Consider the following 21,006-nt stretch of genomic DNA (forward strand, 5'->3'; position numbering starts at 1 on the left):
ACTATGACCTATCGAACGATGCGACAGCGCTTGGTATTAAGCGCTGGCAGTACGGTAATTATGGGCTTGTTATTGGCCGCTGCCGCTAACTCACAAGCCTCAGCACTCTCATATAGCCCTTCTAATAGCGCTACTTCCTACACAGAGCACACGTCTTCAGCGCAGGCGGCTTCGACGTCTTTTCACACCAGTTTTTGGGAAGACCTGGAGCTTCAGCATCAGGATGCCTGGACAGCGCTGCGTCAAACGTTTCAGTGGCAGGAGCTAACACTGCCCCCCAGCGCTCAGGCCCGCGTTGATGAGTGGATCGAATATTATCGCGCCAGCCCCGAAAACATAGCCACAATTACTGAGCGCGCCACGCCCTGGCTTGCCTGGATCACTCAGCAGGTGAGTGATCGCGGCCTACCCGGCGAAATCGCCTTGATTCCGTTTGTCGAAAGCTCCTTCGACCCCAGCGCGCGCAGCCATCGTGGCGCAGCGGGGCTCTGGCAGTTCATGCCCAACACAGGTGATGCGTTGGGTCTGGTTCGTAACGGCAATTATGACGGGCGCCTGGACGTACTCACTTCCACCGCAGCGGCGCTTGATTACCTTGAGATGCAGGCGGATCAGTGGTATGAGGGCGGCATCATGCTTTCGTTGGCGGCTTACAACGCCGGAGCGGGCACCGTTAATCGCGCTCTACGCAAGGCACAAAATCAGGGGCTGGCGGGTGACTACTGGAATCTATCGTTACCGCATGAAACCATGCAGTACATTCCCAAACTAAAAGCGATCGCGACCATCATTAATGATCCGGAACGCTTTGATATTAACCTGCCAGACATTCACATGGACCCGGCCTTTGCCAAAGTAAAACTGGAGCAACCCTTAAGTATCGCTCAAGCCTCACAGCTTTTAGATGTAAGCCAATCAGCGCTAGCGGAGCTAAACCCTGGGCTGCTTAACGGCAGCATCGACCCCCGCAATGTACAAACGCTTTTAGTACCTGAGGAAGCCGATACACAGGTATTAGCTCAGCTTTCGCAAACCACGTCTAGCGAGCTTGCCTCGACACAAGCGCCCAACGTTCATCGTGTTGAACGTGGAGACAACCTATCCGCCATTGCCAGCCGCTACCAGGTTAACCAAAATGACTTGATACGCTGGAATGCGCTTGATCGACCTAATGCTTTACAACCAGGCCAACTCCTGACACTTTCAGGGCAATGAGTTGACAAGATCTGCTCACATGGGACGTAACCAATGCCACGTGGTGTGTTTGTAAAGACGCTGCTAATCGTTAGCTGCTTCATCATGAGTATGTCAGCCTTTGCAGAACCGACAGAGGCTGAATCTCAACCGCAGATCATGGCTGGCAATAGCCTAACGCCTGCAGATAACGTCGCAAGCAACAATACCTCTATTCAAACGGTGCATGGGCTGTCACTTTACGATAGCCCTGAGTTACCTGCCGACTTTGCCTATTTCCCTCATGTTAATCCACTGGCTCCCAAGGGCGGCACCATCACCCACACCGCCGTGGGCAGCAGCTTTGATTCCACCAACCCCTTTATCATTCGTGGCACGCCGGCCACCGGCGTAGGCCAGATATACGATACGTTAATGACCAGCAATCCAGGCGAGCCCTTCAGCGTGTATGGATTACTGGCGGAAGGCGTCCGCTTGGACCCTGAACGGGAGTGGATTGAGTTTGACCTCCGCCCCGAAGCACGTTTTCAAGATGGCGAGCCGGTAACCGCGTACGATGTGGTGTTCTCCTTTAACCTGCTGCGTGAAGAGGGTAATCCTTTTTACGCCAGTTACTATGCCGATGTTGATAACGCCATTGCGCTAAATGAACACCAGGTTCGCTTCGAATTTAGCAGTACGGAGTCTCGTGAATTACCATTAATCGTCACACAGTTACCGATCCTCCCCCGCCACTACTGGGAACCCCGTGACTTTACCGCTCCGACACTGGCAGCACACCCAGGCTCCGGCCCTTATCGCATCAGTGACGTCGACCCAGGCCGGCGCATCGTATATCAGCGGGACGACGACTACTGGGGTAAAGACCTGCCCGTTAATGTCGGCCGCTACAATATTGATCGCGTGGTTTACGACTATTACCGAGACAGGGATATTGCCTGGGAGGCATTCAAGGCGGGCTTAACCGACTTCAGGACCGATGCCCGTGCGGCGACCTGGGCCATTGGCTACGATTTCCCGGCGTATCGCGAAGGGTTGGTGAAACGCATCACGGTGCCTGATGTAAATCCTTCACTCATGCAGGCATTCGTATTCAATCTTCGTAAGGAGAAGTTCCAGGACCCGCGCGTACGCGAAGCGCTCAGCCTGGCATTCGACTTTCCCTGGCTGAATACCAATATTTTTTATAACGCCTATCAGCGTACCGAAAGTTATTTCCAGAACTCAGAGATGCAAGCTGATGGCCTGCCGTCAGAGGAAGAACTCGCCCTGCTTGAGCCTTATCGAGAGGAGCTTTTAGCCTCTCATCGCTCTGAGCGAATATTTACCGATGCACTCCCTATCGACCAGCCGACGGACCTGCGCGAACGCTTACGCCGGGCGCTCGAATTGCTGAACGAAGCGGGCTACCAGGTGGAAGACGGCGTACTGGTTCATACTGAAACAGGCAAGCCCTTACAGTTAGAAGTGCTGCTTTACGATGCGAGTCTTGAGCGTGTGGTACAGCCTATGCTGCGCAATATGGCGCGTCTCGGTGTACAGACCACCATGCGGATCGTGGACATTAACCAATATCTTAATCGCCAGCGTAGTTACGATTACGATATTGTGATCAGCCATTTCCCCCAATCCAATAACCCCGGTAACGAACAGCGCGACTTCTGGAGTAGTGAGGCCGCCAAAGCGCCGCAAAGCCGTAACCGAATGGCGCTCGCTCACCCGGCAGTGGATGCATTAATCGAGGACATTATTAGCGCAAAGAGCCGGGAGAAACTGGATACGGCGACGCGCGCACTCGACCGGGTGCTGCGCTGGGGTTTTTACACCATCCCCCACTATCACTCCGGCGAAACGCGTATTGCAGTATGGGACAAGTTCGGCTATCAAGAGCCTTTCCCGAAATACGCGATGGATTTAGATGCCTGGTGGGTCGATACCGACCGTGAAGCAGAATTACAGCGACGCCACCGGCGTCGCTGAAGGGCTAAATAATAACGATTGGAGTGCACTCTGTGGCACGTTACACCCTACGCCGACTGCTACTGATGATACCGACGCTACTCGGCATCATGCTGCTTAACTTCATGATCGTTCAAGCCGCGCCCGGCGGCCCCATTGATCAGATGCTAGCACGTTTTGAAGGCGCCAACGCCATGGCCAGCACACGTTTAGACATGGGCGGCGCAGATGTTCAAGTAAGCGATGATTCGCGGGGCGCACGGGGTATTGATCCCCGCTTTATCGAACAGCTGGAACAGCAGTTTGGGTTCGACAAGCCAGCCCATGAACGCTTTATCGGCATGATGACCGATTATCTTACGCTCGACTTCGGGACCAGCTTTTTCCGCGACCGCCCGGTGGTCGAGCTGATAATTGAGCGCCTGCCGGTATCCATTTCTCTGGGCTTGTGGACCACCCTGCTGGTCTATGTGATTTCCATTCCACTAGGTATTCGTAAAGCCTTGCGCCACGGCTCACGTTTTGATGTGTGGACCTCAGGGCTGGTGGTTGTCGGCTATGCGATACCGGGCTTTCTATTCGCCATCCTGTTGATTGTGCTGTTTGCGGGCGGCACCTATTGGGACTGGTTTCCCCTCAGAGGGCTAACCTCTCCAGATTTTGCGGACCTTTCGCTAGGCGGCAAAATAAAAGACTACTTCTGGCATATCACCTTGCCCGTCACGGCGGCCGCTATCGGCAGCTTTGCCACGCTTACCATGCTGACCAAGAACAGCTTTTTAGACGAAATTCATAAACAGTACGTGCTCACCGCTCGCGCCAAAGGGGCTAACGAACAGCGCATTTTGTACGGTCATGTTTTTCGTAACGCCATGCTCATCATTATTGCGGGATTGCCGGCCGCGATGATTGGGATTTTCTTTACCGGCGCTCTACTGATTGAGGTGATTTTCTCGCTTGATGGGCTGGGCCTTCTAGGGTTTGAAGCCGTTATGCAGCGGGATTATCCGGTCATCTTCGGCACCCTGTTTTTGTACACGGTCATCGGGCTTGTGCTAAAGCTGATATCCGATTTGACCTATGTGTGGGTTGACCCACGCATCGACTTTGCAACGAGGGAGTCGTGAAAATGAGCGGTTTTACATCACGACTATCACCCATTACGCAGCGCCGTTTAGCCGCCTTTAAAGCAAATCGTCGCGCGCGGATATCGCTTTGGTTGTTTGGCGTGCTGTTCATTATTAGCCTGTTTGCCGAGCTGATTGCCAATGACAAGCCGCTTATCCTGAACTACGACGGGCAGTGGTATACACCTTTACTGGTGGATTATCCGGAAACAGATTTCGGGGGTTTTCTTCCCACCCGTACTGACTATTTGGACCCGTTTATTCAACAGCAAATTAGCGACAACGGCTGGGCCATATGGCCGCTTATTCCGTTCTCCTATCAAACGCTGGACATGCAGATGCAGCAACCCTCGCCAGCCCCCCCGGATAGCCGCCACTGGCTGGGCACGGATGACCAAGGGCGCGATGTGCTGGCCCGCGTGATCTACGGTTTTCGGCTCTCTGTCTTTTTTGCGTTAGTGCTTACGACAGGGTCGCTGGCGTTAGGCGTTCTAGCGGGCGGTGTGCAGGGGTATTTTGGCGGCAAGGTGGACCTTATAGGCCAACGGGTCACTGAAATATGGTCGGGGCTACCGGTACTGTTTTTGCTGATTATCTTAGCAAGCTTCGTGCAACCCGGTTTTTGGTGGCTGCTGGGCATTATGCTGCTGTTTTCATGGCTAGGCCTGGTCGATATTGTGCGGGCCGAGTTTTTACGAGCACGCAATTTGGAATACGTGCGAGCAGCAAAAGCCATGGGATTGCCGTCTCGGCTGATTATGTGGCGCCATGTCCTGCCGAATGCCATGGTGGCTACTCTAACGTTTATCCCCTTTCTGTTTACTGGGGCGATTGGTACGTTAACAGCACTCGACTTTTTGGGCTTTGGCCTGCCGCCAGGTTCCCCATCCCTGGGGGAGCTTGCCGCTCAGGGTAAAAATAATCTGCACGCGCCATGGCTGGGTATTACCGCCTTCATGACGCTTGCCGTGATGCTCTCCTTGCTTGTCTTTATTGGTGAAGGGCTGCGCGATGCCTTCGACCCACGCCACATTAATCAGCGCCAAACGCCTGCGCAGGACACCCAACATGCCTAAACCACTACTTCGGCTAACGGATTTCACGATTGCCTTTGATGATAATGTAGTGGTAGATGCGCTTTCATTAACGGTCAATGCAGGCGAAACTCTGGCGATTGTGGGTGAATCCGGCTCGGGCAAGTCCGTTTCAGCACTGGGGGCTATCAACCTTTTACCCCGTAATGCCATGATAAGCGGCGAGCGCTGGCTAGAGGAGACTGACCTCAATCAACTTGGCAAGCGCGATTGGAACAGCGTGCGTGGCAACCGCGTAGGGTTTGTGTTTCAAGAACCCATGACATCACTCAACCCTTTACACCGTATCAGTAAGCAAATTGGGGAAACCCTGCGCCTGCATCAAGGGTTAAGTGGGCAAGCGGCGCGAGCGCGGGCCAGAGAACTGCTTGAACAAGTGAAACTGCCCCGCGTTGATGAGCTGTTGGATGCCTGGCCTCATCAACTCTCCGGTGGTCAGCGTCAGCGCGTCATGATTGCCATGGCCATTGCCAATAACCCAGCACTACTAATCGCCGATGAGCCGACGACCGCGCTGGATGTCACCGTCCAGCAAAACATACTCGGCCTTTTAAAAGAGCTTCGCGATCAGCATGGCATGGGCATGCTGTTTATCAGCCACGACTTGAATCTTGTAAGCCGCTATGCCGAGCGGGTTTGTGTGATGTATCGCGGTAAGATTCAGGAAATGGGGCCAGTTGAAGAGGTTTTTCAAAACCCACAAAGTGATTACACCAAAGCACTGTTAGCAGCGGAGCCGGAAGGCCGCCCGGCAGCGCCGGCCAATACGGCGCCCTTATTAACCGCTCGCCAGCTAAGCGTTAGTTTTCAGCGCCCCAAAACCGGGCTATTCAAACGCCAGCCTCTCCCCTTTGAAGCGCTTAAAGCAACCGACTTGAGTATTTCGCCCGGTGAAACGCTGGGCATTGTCGGCGAATCAGGCTCAGGTAAAACGACGCTGGCATCCGCGATTATGCGCTTGGTGCACAGTCAGGGAGACGTTATCTTGGGTGATGCTACCTTGAGCCAGCTTACGGGCAATGCGCTACGGCACCAGCGTCATCGATTACAAATGGTATTTCAGGACCCATACGGTGCGCTTTCACCGCGTATGCCGGTGTTTGATATCGTGAGTGAGGGGCTACGTTTTCACTATCCCGCGCTTTCACTCGATGAAGTTACCCGGCGTGTGCAACAAACGCTGCTTGAGGTGGGGTTACCTGAAGGCTGTGCGGCACGCTATCCCCATGAGTTCTCCGGCGGACAGCGCCAGCGAATAGCCGTGGCCCGAGCCATTATTTTAGAGCCTGAACTTCTCGTGTTGGACGAGCCTACCTCAGCGCTGGACCGTACCGTACAAAAGCAGCTTGTGACGCTACTTCGTCAGTTACAGGAGCGTCGTCAGCTTAGCTATCTATTTATTAGCCACGACTTAGCCGTAGTACGTGCCATGGCGCACCGTATTATGGTGCTAAAGGATGGTGAAGTGGTCGAACAGGGCCCCTGCCTTGACGTGCTGTCCTCGCCTCAGCATGCATATACTCAATCGCTGATTGCCGCCGCCCATTTGCCACGTTTTTCTGCCTAGCGTTTCTTTGAAAAATGTAAGCAGATGACTCTGATAGTAGGCGTTGTTTAAAGAAGCAAGATAACGGTATAAGTCGAGTATTGAATACGCACTTGACCTACTGCCGTTTGGCCAAGTGCGCTTAGCGGCTGAGTTTAGAAGCTGTCGATTTCTTCCTGCGTTAACTCGCGCCACTCCCCGGGGCCCAAATCATCCGTTAATACAACATCACCAATAGATTGACGGTGCAGCGCGTTAACATGGTTACCCAACGCGGCAAACATACGCTTAACCTGATGATAGCGCCCTTCAGTCAGGGTAAGCTCCGCTTGTAGAGGCGTTATAAACCGGAGTAACGCAGGCTGCGTTGGCGTCTCTTCATCATCCAGCAGAATGCCCTGGGCTACCTGATTGATTGCCCACTCCGCATCGTTGCCTTCCATAGGCTCAGCCAAGTCGGCGATATAGACCTTGGCGCAACGATGACGCGGTGAAGTAACACGATGTGACCACTGGCCATCATCAGTCATCAGTATAAGGCCAGTGGTATCAACATCCAGCCGCCCTACTGGTTGAAGACGCTCTACTTTGGGCAAATCAATCAAATCAATTACCCGTGGGTACAGCCCGCGCCTGGCAGTGCACTCAACATCCGTTGGCTTGTGCATGATTACATAGCGAAGCCCGACCAGCGAAAGCGTTTCGCCGTTGAATTTCACCTCATCCTGCTCGGTATCAATCTGGGTGGCTGACTGCTTAATAGGCTCACCATTAAGCGTGACGTCGCCATTTTTAAGCGCTCGTTTTGCCAAACTACGCGTTAGCGGTGTGGTTTCACTTAAAAATCGATCAAGGCGCATTATTGGCCCACTCCTGGCAGTAACGAAAAGTGGTCGGCATCTTGCCAGGCAGGAAATTTTTCACGAAAAGCATTTAACTCCGTTTTATCAAGCGTCCCCGTTTCAATAAACGGCGTATTTTCAGGGTGGTCGATGAGCGGTTCGCCCTTGAAATCGACCAGCATGGAGTCGCCACTGTAAGCAAGACCCTTGGCATCTTCACCAACGCGATTAACCCCCACGACATACGCAAGGTTTTCCACCGCCCGAGCCTGAAGCAGTGTTCGCCAAGGCTGCCGACGCGGTGCTGGCCAGTTGGCAACACACAGTAGCGCATCATACTCGAAGTGCTCTTGCGCTGCTGGCTGTTGACGCAACCAAACAGGAAAACGCAGGTCATAGCAAACGCTTAACAGTAGCTTAAACCCCTTGAGCTCGACTATTTCACGCTGGCTGCCCATACCATAGCGTTCATGCTCGCCCGCCATACGAAACAAGTGGCGTTTATCGTAATGGCGGATATCACCCTCGGGCGTGGCCCATATCATACGGTTGTAATACTGGCCGTCATCAACGATGGCCACACTCCCGGTTATGACACAGTTACGCGCTTTAGCTTGCGCTTGCAGCCAGGCGACGCTTTGACTTTGCGCCATGGGCTGGGCCATTTCGCGCGAGTTCATGGTAAAACCCGTTGCAAACATCTCGGGTAATACGATGAGATCGGTGTCACGGCTGTCCAGATCGCCCAGCAAACGGACTAAATGATCATGGTTGGCCTGTGGGTCTTCCCAGCGCAAATCGCACTGTACCAGGCTCGTTCTTAGCTGACTCATGTCACGTCTCCTTTGCCAGTATGTTTTCGCAATTATGTGGTAGATTAGCATTTTTAAATAATGAGGCTGCTATGCATTCCCCTCCAGCGCGTGATCCACAGGCCATCAAAGGCGTCACATTTGGGTTAGCAGCCTATATAATGTGGGGGTGTTTCCCGCTTTTTTTCGCGCTGTTTGACGGTATTCCAGCGTTTGAAATTCTTATCCACCGCATAGTGTGGTCGTGTGTTTTTCTTGTGGTACTCATCACGATGTTAAGCCGTTGGTCCCCCGTGATAACGGCGTTGAGCCAGCCTCGCCGTTTAGGCCGTGTACTGATTTGCGCCGTGTTAATCGGCTTCAATTGGGGGCTTTATATTTACGCGGTGGAAAGCAATCAGGTGTTGCAAGCAAGCCTTGGCTATTTTTTAACGCCACTCGTTAACGTGGCACTGGGCGTGCTGGTGCTGCGTGAAGTGATGGCACGTCTTCAGTTAGTGGCGTTAGGCCTTGCAGGCTTGGCCATTGCCATCCAATTTGCACTACTGGGTGAATTGCCCTGGATCAGCCTGATGCTAGCACTCAGCTTTGGTAGCTATGGGCTTTTTCGAAAGCAGGTGCCGCTGGACGGTTTATCAGGACTGTTTGTAGAAACTCTCCTGCTGTTCCCGCTGGCTCTGCTCGCCCTGACATGGCTTAGCTGGCAGGGTAATTCACACTTCATGATTGATGTACCAACGAGCGTTTTACTGGCGGTAAGCGGCGTAATAACCGCTTTACCGCTGATGGCTTTCGCGGGTGCGGCTCGACGCTTACGGCTCTCGACGTTGGGCTTTTTGATGTACATCAACCCTACAATTCAGTTTTTGATCGCCTTAACCATTTTTGGTGAACCGCTGGGCACCATACAGCTCGCCACTTTTATTATGATCTGGTTTGGGCTTGCGCTCTATTCCTGGTCATCCTGGCAATCACGCCCGCACTAGGCCGCTATCCGCTAACGCTTCTTGCCCTGAATGCGATAATGTCAGGGCAGAGCTCGCCTCTTCTACCCCCTCTGGCTGATAGCCAACCCGGAAACCACCCCAGTGTTTGCCATGGATAAAAATCGGTACCGATAGATCATGCATGATCTCGCCCGTATCGCGTTTATAGGTTTGAAGCAATAATGGGTGTTGATGAGCACCACATCGACTTCCCGTCGCGTCATCAAAAATACGCTTGCTGCGGCAGTACTTTAAATCATGTTCCATATCGCCCGTGGGCTGTCGGCTAACCGCCTCATTGTGAGTAGGCACATAGCCATCACGATTACAGGCAATCGCATAGCTCAAGCTATATTCCGTCAGCAGAGGCTCTTGCACACTTGGTAAATATTGATCGGTAAAGTTGTCGAACCCTGTGCGATAGAGCGTTGGCCGAGTGTCCGGAAGTGCCTGATAATCTGGCTGAAAAAGGGCTGATTCTACGAGCTCTCCGCGGGAAATGGCCTTTTCCAATAGCTTGCCAATGCGGTCAGCCGTTTGGCGAGCCGCTTTAAATACCTGTTGATGCCGCCCCTGAAGGCGCTGCTGAGCCAGCTCACCATCCACCCCTTCAGCCGCTTCCATTAACGAACGCGCCTGCGCAGCCAAATCATGCATATTGTGATTACCTTCATCTACGTCGCTCTCTAATTGACGCAGACTCTCGGCAACGGTCTGGCTATGGGTTTTGGTGCTCTCCATGGCGGTGGCGACGCTTGTGGTCTCATGCTGAACCTGATCAAACTCTTGGGTAATGGTGGCCAGACGTTTGCCTACCTGTTGCAGCCCTTCGGAGCGCTCTCGAATACGCACCATTATCGCGCCCATCGTAGAGACAACTCCCTGGCCGCTTTGATGCATATCCTTAACCAGCGTTTCTACGTTCTGCGTCGCGGTTGAGGTCTTAAGCGCCAAGCTCCGTACCTCTTCGGCCACCACGGCAAACCCACTGCCATGCTCACCCGCCCGGGCCGCTTCAATCGACGCATTAAGTGATAACAAATGGGTTTGCTCGGCAATGCCTTCAATCATTTCGGTGACATTGCGTACCCGCTCTATTTTGTCATTAAGCGCAGTCAACATTTCTAACGCCTGATCTGAGCGCTCGGCCACATGGCTCATATCGCTGACAATATCCGTCAGCTCGTCATGATTCTGATGGCTGGCATCGCGCGCCTTTTCTGCCAATGTGGCCACGTGAGTCGCGCTCGTACTTACTTGCAAAATAGCGGTATTGATTTCGTTCATGCTTGAGGATGCTTCATGCGCCATCGCTTCCTGCCTGATAAGACGTTGGTCCATAAGATCGGCATAGTGAGAGACCTCCGCCGAAGCAATGGCCGTTTTGCTTGCCCGTTTCATTAAGCGATACGCCATCGCACGAAGCGACGCGTAATCCTTGAGCGGTTTTGGCCCACGAACAGGCTGGGCAAGACGCTGCTGGTCGGCCATAAAAACACTGAGCAGCGCATTAGCGACCAGCCCCGCCCCCGCTAACGCGGCGCAAATAAGTGCCAGGTATTTAAAGGTACCCGCTAGGGCAACCAACCAAACCGATAATCCGAGCAATATCAATGGTGTCAGCACACGAAGTAGGCGCATAGAGGGACTCTTTTGTAATTAAGGTTATCGAGCTGCGTTTGTCGGCGTTTTTGTGGACAGCGGTAAGCAAAACGCCAAGAGGCGCCCAATTTTCTTAACGAGCTTAACGGGTTATGCTGATGAAATAAGTAACACTTTGGGGGAAGAGAGGTGGCTTATTTAAGAAGCCGAGCCGTAATTACTGGCATAACGCGTTAATATAAGGATTAATAAAAGAACCAACGGTTCTTAAAAACCATTGATGCCTGATGGCCCGGAGCCCATGTTTAAGCGTTATTTACCTATTCTCACTTGGCTGCCGCACTATCATAGACGCCTGCTGGGTGCTGATGTGCTTGCTGGGATCATTGTGACCATCATGGTCATTCCGCAATCGCTTGCTTATGCATTACTAGCGGGACTGCCAGCCGTTGTCGGATTATATGCCAGTATCCTGCCGCAGCTTCTATACACCCTAATGGGGACAAGCCGTACGCTCGCCGTAGGCCCCGTTGCCATTATCGCGCTGATGACTGGCGCAGCGCTCGCTTCCGTAGCGCAGCCAGGCACTGATGCCTACTTACAGGCAGCCTTGGTACTTTCATTACTTTCTGGCGCTATATTAGTCGCGATGGGCGCGCTACGGATGGGCTTTTTAAGTAACTTTTTAAGTCATCCGGTCATTTCTGGCTTTTTAACCGCTTCAGGAATACTCATTGCAGCAAGCCAGTTAGGGAGTCTCTTAGGCGTCTCCAGTAGCGGCTTCACGCTAACTGAGCGTGTGATGACGCTACTCCCCAACCTGCCTCAATTTAACCCCTACACATTTGCGATTGGCGCAGGCACGTTGGTATTTCTTATTGCCATGCGTCGCTATGGGAAGCAAACGCTTAGCGCACTGGGCCTTCCTGCCGCGCTTGCTGACTTAATCACCAAGGCGGGGCCTGTTTTTGCCGTCGTTACAACTACGTTTATTACCTGGCATTGGCAACTCACAGAGGCAGGCGTTAAGGTCGTAGGCGCTATTCCAAGCGGCTTGCCAGCGCTTAGCTTTCCGTGGGAGGACGCCTCCTTATGGCGAGCATTGTTAATTCCGGCGCTGCTGATTAGCCTGGTAGGTTTTGTCGAGTCCGTGTCCATGGGCCAAATGCTGGCGGCAAAACGGCGCCAGCGCATCTCACCGAACCAGGAACTGATCGGCTTGGGAGCCGCCAATCTGGCAGCGGGTGTTACCAGCGGAATGCCGGTAACAGGGGGGCTTTCAAGGACGGTGATCAACTATGACGCCGGAGCCCAAACCCCAGCGGCCGGGGCGTTTGCGGCTCTGGGCATTGCACTTATCACCTTATCATTTACCGGCTGGCTTTATTACCTGCCGATTGCCACCCTGGCCGCCACCATTACGGTGGCTATTTTAACGCTGGTAGATATTTCCATGCTGCGTCAAACCTGGTGTTATTCGCGCAGCGATTTTGCCGCAATGGCCGTGACCATTTTATTGACGCTGGTCGAGGGAGTTGAAGCCGGTATTATGAGCGGTGTTGCATTATCGATAGCGCTATTTCTTTACCGTACCAGTCGCCCACACAGTGCACTGGTTGGCCGGGTACCGGATACCGAACATTTTCGTAATACCCACCGCCATAATGTAGAAACCATTAGCCATGTGGCACTGCTACGTATCGATGAAAGCCTCTACTTTGCCAATGCTCGCTACCTGGAAGATACTGTTTATAATCTGGTGGCCAGTCATCCTGAACTTGAGCATGTGGTACTGATTTGTTCAGCGGTTAACCTAATTGATGCCTCTGCGCTGGAAAGCCTTGATGCCATCAATGCGCGACTCAAAGATTCCAACGTCAAACTTCATTTATCGGAAGTGAAAGGTCCTGTCATGGACAAGCTTAAAAAGAGCGCCTTTCTGGACGCTCTAACAGGTCGGGTTTTTTTGAGCACTTATGCAGCTTGGCGAGATTTTTCGTAGATAAGATGGATAACATGCGTATAACTGGCTACTCTAAACGGCGATTAATCAGCTACAGTATAATTACGAAGGAGTAAGTAATACGTTGTTTTGAGAGGGCTTCTCTAGATGGTTCGATTAAAGTAATGTGAATATTTTAGCGAGCCAACGGCGTTTAGGAGCAAAAATGCCAAGTGAGTGGATTATAAAGCGGGACGAAAAATTAGTATTACAGGGCGAATGGACGCTTTCTAATTACAAGCAGCTAAAAAATGCGGCTCAAAACTATTCCCAACCAAACGATATATCCCTTACCGGTATTGAGCGACTGGATACCGCAGGAGCCGCTGTCATTGTTGGCATGATCGGTATTGAAAAGTCTCGCGCAATAAGCGATTGGGCAGGCGAGCTCCCTCTGGAACAACAAGCGCTTTTAAAGCGTATCGCTGAAGCGATGGATGCCCCGATCGAAGCAGTGCAGCATAGTTCCAACCGTCTCACGGATGCGCTGGCAAGTATCGGGGAGCACATGGCGGGGTTATGGTCGCAGCAACGCCAGTTGCTGGCCTTCATCGGACTCGTCATCGCAACACTGGTACAGGTCGCTTTTAAACCAAAACGTTGGCGAATAACGGCCACCGTCGCCCAAATACAGCAAAGCGGCCTTAATGCCGTTCCCATTGTTGCTTTGTTAACCTTCATGGTGGGTGCGGTCGTTGCGTTTCTGGGCGCCACTGTTCTCGAACAATTTGGCGCGACTGTTTACACCATTGACCTGGTGGCATTTTCATTTCTACGTGAATTTGGCGTTTTGTTGGCAGCAATTTTATTGGCAGGCCGAACTGCCAGTGCATTTACGGCTCAGTTGGGGTCGATGAAATCCAATGAAGAAATTGACGCGCTACAGACGCAGGGGCTAGATCCTATTGAGTTATTAGTGCTGCCACGGATCATAGCGCTTCTCGTTAGTCTGCCTCTACTTACCTTTATAGGAATGATGTGTGGCTTAATGGGAGGCGCGCTTGTCGCAGTGCTCTCTTTGGATATATCAACGGGGCAATTTCTTTACATACTGCAAAAAGATGTTGCGTTGAATAATTTCCTGGTAGGGATGAGCAAGGCCCCCATATTCGCCTTTGTTATTGCCGTCATTGGCTGTCTGGAAGGCTTCAAGGTTAGTGGTAGTGCACAATCAGTAGGTTCTCATACCACATCCAGTGTCGTGCAATGCATTTTCATGGTTATTTTGATTGATGCACTTGCCGCTCTGTTCTTTATGGAGATGGGCTGGTGAGCGAATCTACTGACTCCTCAAACCAATCACCCAGCCACTCGTCTGGACGACCGGTGATTGAAGTTCGCGGCCTAGAAAACCGCTTTGGTAACCACATCGTTCATGAATCGCTGGACCTTGATCTACTCGACGGTGAGATTCTCGGAATCGTGGGCGGATCAGGTACGGGGAAATCTGTTCTTTTGCGCAGTATCGTGGGGTTAAAACGCCCCAATGCAGGCAAAATTAATGTGTTGGGTAATGATCTTAACCAGCTAAGCAGCAAGGAGCGCAGCCAAGTTGAGCGACGCTTTGGCGTGCTTTTTCAACAAGGCGCCCTGTTTAGCTCGCTTAGCTTACAAGAGAATGTGGCGCTACCCATTATTGAGCATGCCAAATTACCACGAGAAGATGCGGAATATCTGGCGCGGGTAAAACTCTCGCTGGTGGGGCTTGAGCCCGAAGCTGCATTGCAGTATCCAGAGTCGCTCTCTGGGGGCATGATTAAGCGTGCCGCCTTGGCTCGCGCACTAGCGTTAGACCCTGACATTCTGTTTCTTGATGAACCTACTGCAGGCTTGGACCCTATTGGCGCCGCTGCGTTTGACCAATTGCTGGTCACGTTGCGTAATGCGCTCGGCTTTAGCGTTTTCCTGGTAACACACGACTTGGATACACTTTATGCCGCTTGCGATAGAGTGGCCGTACTTTCTCAGAAACGTGTTTTAGTAACGGATACCATTCAAAATGTTGCCCGGACGGATGATGAATGGGTCCAGAACTACTTTAACGGGCCTCGTGGCAGAGCCGCCAACAAGACCGCCCACTCAAATGATCGTCAGCTAAGGAGTGAGTAGCACATGGAAACACGCGCTCATCACGTTCTAATTGGTTTATTTACAGTAATAACGGCGGCAGCGGCTCTGCTATTTACGCTCTGGATCAGCCATGCAGCGGGTCAGCGCGACTATCAAACGTACCGTGTCTTGTTTGAACGCAGCGTTAGCGGGCTGACAGTAGGAAGTGCAGTGCAATATAACGGCATCAGAGTAGGCGATGTAACAACGCTGAATCTCAACCCTGCAGATCCTCGTCAGGTTATTGCCAAAATTCGTGTCGAAAAAGATACCCCCGTCAAAGAAGATACCCACGCGCAGCTAGCGTTTGCGAGTATTACTGGCAGCATGTCGATACAGCTCTACGGTGGAACACCGGATAGTCCTGCATTAATTGACCATGCGGGTGATGAAATACCTGTTATTCATGCAGACCCCTCCCCGCTCTCCACTTTTTTAGAAGAGGGTAAAGAAGTGGTTGATAACATTAACTCAATTTTGGCCAATGTGAATAACCTCTTCGATGATAGTAATCGTCAGAATGCAAGTAACGTACTGACGAATATAGAACAAATTACCGAAATGATAGCGTCACAGCGTGAAGCATTTGAAGAAAACTTAGCCCTATTAGGCACTGCATCACGCCAAGCGACCACCACGATGGCCAGTATTAATGTACTGAGCGAGCAAGTTACCCAGCTGCTCGAACAAGATGGACAAAACGTTATGCAAAATGCTGCCAATGCCAGCCAGGATATCGCCCGCGCAGCGCAGCGGATGGAGCAGCTAATAGAGCAAAATGCTGGCGCAGTTGATAGTACGTTGCAAGGCACTCGCGATATTGGTCCTGCGCTTTCTTCATTGCGTTCAACGCTTAACTCATTGGATCGTATCGCCCGTGAGCTGGATGAAAATCCAATTGAATTCTTGTTGGGCCGGGACCAGATAAAGGAATTTAGCCCATGAACTTACGCCCTGTTTTTGCCGTACTCACTGTATCCGTACTCTTGTTGAGCGCTGGGTGCTCCATCGTCCCTAAAAACGACCCGGCGACGCTTTATCGCCTACCCTCCACTAACGTGCCTGACATAAACATGCCCTCCAATGCGGCGACTGAAACATTGGGCATTGCTACGCCAGAAGCCGGATATCTGCTGAGCGGTAATCGCATAGTGGTCTATCCGGAAAAAAATATCGTTAATGTGTATGAAGGCGCTCGCTGGTATGAAGATACCCCCGCTCTCGTTCAATCACGGTTAATAGAAGGTTTGCAGCAAAGTCAGCTCTTTGGCAATGTCGGGACCGATCAACTGCCCTCTCAGCTGCAGCTACTTAGCTCACTGCGTAGTTTTCAAAGTGAGTATGAAAATGGGCGCCCTAATGCCGTTATTCAGCTCGATGTCCAGCTTGTAAACACCCATGACCGAATGCCTATTGCTTACCGCACGTTTACCACGACCAGCCAGGCAACCGATGTTGATATATCTTCAGTGGTCGACGCCTTTGGCCGCGCAAGCGACACACTGGTTGAACAGCTGATCACATGGCTGCAAGCCAACAGGTCTTCTTTTTAGACCACTGTCTGACGCCACTTTATGCCTGCTGATGTCTATCCGTAAGAGATCAGCAGGCTTTTATGTTTTTAACGTGTTCTCGTGGATTTTGTGGGTAGTAGCGCTCGGGCTGCCGCTCCAGATGGGTAAAAAAGCGGGTGTCTTTATAGGGCATCTTCATAAAACCAGAAACGCCCAACCCCTGGATCTGGTTAACCGCGCTTAAAATATGGGTAAGCAATGTTTGAAACTCGCGCTCCCTTGCGGGGTCAAGCAGTCGGTAATAACTGTGTATTTTAAGATGCTGAGGGAGCGCCTCGAAAATAATCATTCCGGTATGATGAATATCGTTAAGTTGCTGCAGGATCGTCATAATCTCGGCGGGCAATATCAACAGCTCTTCCGGATCGGGCCCATCTTCAAAATAACTATGCTGGCGGCTCCGATCCTCCAGCTCTGGCACCGCGCTCATTTCGTAGTTAATCGCCATATCAGGCTGGCAGTAAAACGGCTCACGCTCCGTTTCCCGCTCTATATGCAGCGTTTGGCGCGCATTAAATAAGCAGCTTTTGAAAACACCTTGGCGATGAATGGCACGCGCCAAGTGAACCGTATTATTAACAGCTTCAATAAAGGCGGGCTTCACGTCAGAGTCATGCAAGTTGAGGGAAGAATCAATATATACCCCTTCGCGCTCCCAACGTACGGCCAGCCCTCCTACTACCGGATATTTACCCAGCCGACTTACCGAGGCTAAAAACGCTTTTTCTGTCTCCCCCATCCCCTGCATAAACTGCTTATAGTAACGGTCCAGCTGTACATCGTTAACCTCGTTGAGCGTTTCCTCAACGCTGGCTTCTCGCAGAAACGCCTTGCGAGAGCTATACACCACGGTATCAATTTCCTGCTGCACAGGGCGAACCCATACGGGCACAAGAGGCGCCTCGGGGCTGGGGGGAAAATCAAGCATTACCACGTTTGCCATGCGCGTCATTGTGTCGATAAAGTAACTGCCGGCGGTAAGGCGAACCTGCGGGTCGGGGTCCAGCATACCATCCAATGTACGGGCAAATTCCATAGGCAACCCCAGGGAGCTTGCGGGAATAGCGCGATGGCCAAACCGGCACGACTGTGCTGATGCCAGCGCATACAACGTGCCCGCCACGCCCTGTTCATCAAAACGTGGCGAAGAGAGCGCACCGTTTAGCTGCTCTTCACCAATAAAATAGACGTCACCCAAACGTGCATTGGTTTGCTGCAGGTTATCGGACATCAGCTCCATCACATTCGCCCCAACGAACTGTAGTTGAGCATCCAATTGAGCAAAAACAGACGATCCCCAATCAATCAGTGCAATAGACTCCGTGTCAGGGTCGAAGACCAGGTTGGAGGGTTTGATATCGCCATGTACCACTGGCCGGCCATGGGGCCCAGCGTCGCGGCGAAGCGCGATTAAAATATCAACAAGTTGACGCGCTATACGCATAATCAAGCGTGGTGACAAACGTCCTCTTTTGAGGGATATCTGCTCCAGATTCCAACCGGGTGCGCGCTCCATGACTAAAATCGACTGACCTCTTGCGCGCTGGTAGGTGATTAACTTGGGAATGCGAGCATGGGACACTTGATCCAGCATAAACGCCTCTTCTTCGAGACGTTCCTGTAAGTGTGTAGGCAGCGTAATGCGAGAAAATTTAAACACGTAGTGCGCCAGCGTATCGCCACTGGGCACGCTGCCAGAAAACACAAAACCGTAGGCGCCTTTGCCAATCAGCTCAATTCCTTGATACCCAAGCTGACTAAGCTGGGCCTGGCAGAGCGCTACCCAGTCTTTAAGCTTTTGCGCATCATTATGGCTCAGCAGATAGACCGACTGCTCTTCAGGTATATAAAATTGCTGTAACGGCGCCTGCGGCATCTTGTGTCCTAAGCGTGCGTTTATCCCAAATAAAGCAGCATGGTTTCAGGCGCTTCCAAAAAGCCTTTCCATGTATTACAAAAGCGCGCAATGGTGCCGCCATCAATGAACCGATGATCTCCTGCCCAGGTAATTGTCATAATGGCGCGGCGCTGAACGGCGCCTTGCTCATCAAAACGCGGCAGCCACTGCGTTTTGCCTATCGCAACAATAGCCGCTTCAGGGGCATTAATAATAGGCGTAGCATAAGTCCCCCCTAGGGCACCGATATTGGAAATACTGATCGTCCCTCCCTTTAGGTCAGCCTGGTCGACACGGCCTTCACGTGCAGCAACGGTCAAGCGGCCCACTTCACGAGCGATACCAAGCAACGTCAAACGCTCAACGCCTTTAACATTGGGCACTAATAATCCGGTTTTGCTATCTACCGCCATACCAATATTGCACTGAGGATAGTAGTGAAGCTCGTCACCGGCTTCATTGAGTTGCGCATTAAGTATCGGCGTTTCGGCCAAGGCGAGTGCTAACGCCTTCATAAAAAAGGGCATCAGCGTAAGGCGCTGCCCTTGAGCATCTGCCTGAGGCTTCAGCCGCTCGCGTAGCGCCAATAGCTCAGTAACATCAAGCTCTTCGCCATAGTGAAAATGCGGAATAGTCGTTGCAGAGGCAACCATGCGTTTTGCCATCACGGCACGCACGCCGCGTAAGGGCTCTATACGTGGCGCGTCCTGCTCTGGGTTGTGCGCCTCGTTGATAGTAGGCGCTGGCTTGGCTATCGATGGCTCTACCTCGTTGTGGTGAATATGCGCCAGCACGTCTTCCTTAAGCACTCGACCCTCTTTGCCACTACCAGCCACCTCGGTAATTGTTAACCCATGCTCTCGTACTAGCCGCCTTACCGCGGGGCTCGCGGGCACTTTGCCATAAGCTCCCTGTGCAGTTGGGTTACTGGGCGGCGTAGCGACGGGTAACTCAACAGCGTCATCCGGCAGCTTGCTTATTGACGATGCATGATGCGAAACAGAGCGGCCTCCTTCCCCTTCGTTCTCATCCAAGCCCTGGTAGGCGTAGAGTGGAGCATGCACTTTGGCAATTTGCCCTTGTGGCACATAAAGCCGTGTTACCACACCCGCTTCAGGGGCGGTGATTTCCACCAGCGCCTTGTCGGTCATTACCTCAACGATGGGCTGGTCTTCCTCGATATGATCACCTTCCGCAACCCGCCACTCCACGACTTCACACTCAACGATGCCTTCGCCAATATCTGGCAATTTAAAATCGCTCATTGCTCTTCTCCTTGGGCGCTAGAAATTAACGCTTTCACGAATCGCTTCAAAAATCTTCAAATGATCGGGAAAATACTCTTTTTCCAGCACCAAAGGGAAAGGAGTATCCAGCCCGGTCACCCGCTTTATCGGCGATTCGAGATAGAGAAAACAACGCTCTTGAATGGTCGCCGCTATTTCGCCGGCAAAACCTCCGGTTAGCGGTGCTTCATGGCTGACGACGAGCCGACCTGTTTTTAGTACAGACTCAGCAACGGTATCGGCATCCCAGGGAAGCAGGGAGCGCAGGTCAATCACTTCGCAGGCAATGCCTTGCGCTTCAGCAAGCTCTACTGCTTTCTCAATTACCTCCATCTGAGCGCCCCATCCTACCAGGGTAATATCGCTGCCCTCTTTGATGATGTCTGCTTCACCTATCTGCAGCTGATAATCCTCTTCCGGCACCTCGCCCACTGAAGCGCGGTAAAGACGCTTGGGTTCTAAAAAAAGCACCGGATCTGGATCGCGGATGGAAGCCAGCAACAGGCCTTTTGCCTGGTAGGGATTACGCGGCACCACCACTTTTATCCCAGGCGTATGGGTAAAGTAGGCTTCTGGAGACTGAGAGTGATAAAGCCCACCGGATATCCCCCCACCGTACGGGGTACGAATCGTTAGTCCGCCGACGTTAAACAAGTCGCCTGAACGATAACGATACTTGGCCGTTTCGTTAACAATCTGGTCAAACGCGGGAAAGATATAGTCGGCAAACTGGATTTCGGCGACAGGCACCGAACCCTGTGCTGCCAAACCGTTGGCAAAGCCAATAATGCCTTGCTCTACCAGGGGCGTATTAAAACACCGCGCTTTACCGTATTTTTCCTGTAGATGGCTGGTGGCGCGAAACACACCACCGAAAATGCCGACGTCCTCGCCAAAGCAAATGACCTTTTCATCCTCCGCCATGGCAATATCCAGCGCATTGTTAATGGCCTGCAACATGTTCATCGTGGGCATG

The 21,006-nt window shown here is 52.1% G+C and carries 17 protein-coding genes; 11 read left to right on the plus strand and 6 right to left on the minus strand.

The window, feature by feature from the left end; all coding sequences use genetic code 11:
• Nucleotides 1-3: 3 nt before the first annotated feature.
• Genes INT20_RS14740 through INT20_RS14760 form a run of 5 tightly spaced genes read left to right on the plus strand, consistent with a single transcriptional unit; the run spans nt 4 to nt 6,941 of the window.
• On the plus strand, nt 4-1,215 hold the full coding sequence (locus INT20_RS14740) for a transglycosylase SLT domain-containing protein (protein ID WP_193057190.1): 1,212 nt from the start codon (nt 4-6) through the stop codon (nt 1,213-1,215).
• A gap of 33 nt (nt 1,216-1,248) precedes the next feature.
• A complete protein-coding gene (locus INT20_RS14745) occupies nt 1,249-3,174 on the plus strand; it encodes an extracellular solute-binding protein (protein WP_193057191.1) in 1,926 nt (641 codons plus the stop codon).
• Nucleotides 3,175-3,206: 32 nt separating this feature from the next.
• Nucleotides 3,207-4,280 (plus strand): microcin C ABC transporter permease YejB, encoded by a 1,074-nt coding sequence (locus INT20_RS14750; protein WP_172118774.1) that lies wholly within the window; start codon nt 3,207-3,209, stop codon nt 4,278-4,280.
• A 2-nt stretch (nt 4,281-4,282) separates the two neighbouring features.
• Nucleotides 4,283-5,356, plus strand: coding sequence for an ABC transporter permease (locus INT20_RS14755; RefSeq protein ID WP_172118775.1), 1,074 nt, complete (start codon nt 4,283-4,285; stop codon nt 5,354-5,356).
• A complete protein-coding gene (locus tag INT20_RS14760) occupies nt 5,349-6,941 on the plus strand; it encodes an ABC transporter ATP-binding protein (RefSeq protein ID WP_264299235.1) in 1,593 nt (530 codons plus the stop codon). Before INT20_RS14755 ends, INT20_RS14760 begins: the two co-directional genes overlap by 8 nt.
• Before the next feature lie 134 nt (nt 6,942-7,075).
• On the opposite strand, the gene INT20_RS14765 is transcribed toward INT20_RS14760, so the two are convergent.
• Nucleotides 7,076-7,780 (minus strand): pseudouridine synthase, encoded by a 705-nt coding sequence (locus INT20_RS14765; protein ID WP_193057193.1) that lies wholly within the window; start codon nt 7,778-7,780, stop codon nt 7,076-7,078.
• Nucleotides 7,780-8,595: an amidohydrolase gene (locus INT20_RS14770; RefSeq protein ID WP_193057194.1), complete on the minus strand. Its 816-nt coding sequence runs from the start codon at nt 8,593-8,595 to the stop codon at nt 7,780-7,782. Before INT20_RS14770 ends, INT20_RS14765 begins: the two co-directional genes overlap by 1 nt.
• Nucleotides 8,596-8,666: 71 nt before the next feature.
• On the opposite strand from INT20_RS14770, the gene rarD reads away from it, so the two are divergent.
• A complete protein-coding gene (gene rarD / locus INT20_RS14775; protein ID WP_172118779.1) occupies nt 8,667-9,560 on the plus strand; it encodes an EamA family transporter RarD in 894 nt (297 codons plus the stop codon).
• Here rarD and INT20_RS14780 read toward each other — a convergent pair.
• Nucleotides 9,546-11,201, minus strand: coding sequence for a methyl-accepting chemotaxis protein (locus INT20_RS14780; protein ID WP_193057195.1), 1,656 nt, complete (start codon nt 11,199-11,201; stop codon nt 9,546-9,548). The two genes, rarD and INT20_RS14780, sit on opposite strands and share 15 nt — an antisense overlap.
• A 262-nt stretch (nt 11,202-11,463) precedes the next feature.
• Here INT20_RS14780 and INT20_RS14785 point away from each other — a divergent pair, with 262 nt between their 5' ends.
• The 5 genes from INT20_RS14785 to INT20_RS14805 all read left to right on the plus strand — a co-directional run bounded on the left by INT20_RS14785 (nt 11,464) and on the right by INT20_RS14805 (nt 16,826).
• Nucleotides 11,464-13,164: a SulP family inorganic anion transporter gene (locus tag INT20_RS14785; RefSeq protein WP_193057196.1), complete on the plus strand. Its 1,701-nt coding sequence runs from the start codon at nt 11,464-11,466 to the stop codon at nt 13,162-13,164.
• Between the two features lie 166 nt (nt 13,165-13,330).
• A complete protein-coding gene (locus INT20_RS14790; protein ID WP_193054601.1) occupies nt 13,331-14,437 on the plus strand; it encodes an MlaE family ABC transporter permease in 1,107 nt (368 codons plus the stop codon).
• Entirely contained in the window at nt 14,434-15,273 is an 840-nt protein-coding gene (locus tag INT20_RS14795) for an ABC transporter ATP-binding protein (protein WP_193057197.1), read from the plus strand. The genes INT20_RS14790 and INT20_RS14795 overlap by 4 nt, the downstream gene beginning before the upstream one ends.
• Nucleotides 15,274-15,276: 3 nt before the next feature.
• Entirely contained in the window at nt 15,277-16,218 is a 942-nt protein-coding gene (locus INT20_RS14800; protein ID WP_193057198.1) for an MlaD family protein, read from the plus strand.
• On the plus strand, nt 16,215-16,826 hold the full coding sequence (locus INT20_RS14805; protein WP_193054603.1) for an ABC-type transport auxiliary lipoprotein family protein: 612 nt from the start codon (nt 16,215-16,217) through the stop codon (nt 16,824-16,826). Before INT20_RS14800 ends, INT20_RS14805 begins: the two co-directional genes overlap by 4 nt.
• Before the next feature lie 49 nt (nt 16,827-16,875).
• Here the strand turns inward: INT20_RS14805 and INT20_RS14810 are convergent, their stop codons facing one another.
• The 3 genes from INT20_RS14810 to INT20_RS14820 are packed head-to-tail and all read right to left on the minus strand — an operon-like array spanning nt 16,876 to nt 21,005.
• Nucleotides 16,876-18,723, minus strand: coding sequence for a protein kinase domain-containing protein (locus INT20_RS14810; protein WP_193057199.1), 1,848 nt, complete (start codon nt 18,721-18,723; stop codon nt 16,876-16,878).
• 20 nt (nt 18,724-18,743) lie between these two features.
• A complete protein-coding gene (locus INT20_RS14815; protein WP_193057200.1) occupies nt 18,744-20,009 on the minus strand; it encodes a 2-oxo acid dehydrogenase subunit E2 in 1,266 nt (421 codons plus the stop codon).
• 18 nt (nt 20,010-20,027) lie between these two features.
• Nucleotides 20,028-21,005 carry an alpha-ketoacid dehydrogenase subunit beta gene (locus tag INT20_RS14820; protein ID WP_087111445.1) on the minus strand — a complete coding sequence of 326 codons (978 nt, stop codon included), beginning with the start codon at nt 21,003-21,005 and terminating at the stop codon, nt 20,028-20,030.
• Between the last annotated feature and the right edge of the window lies 1 nt (nt 21,006).

Source organism: Halomonas citrativorans (genome assembly GCF_014898005.1).
Lineage (GTDB): Bacteria > Pseudomonadota > Gammaproteobacteria > Pseudomonadales > Halomonadaceae > Vreelandella > Vreelandella citrativorans.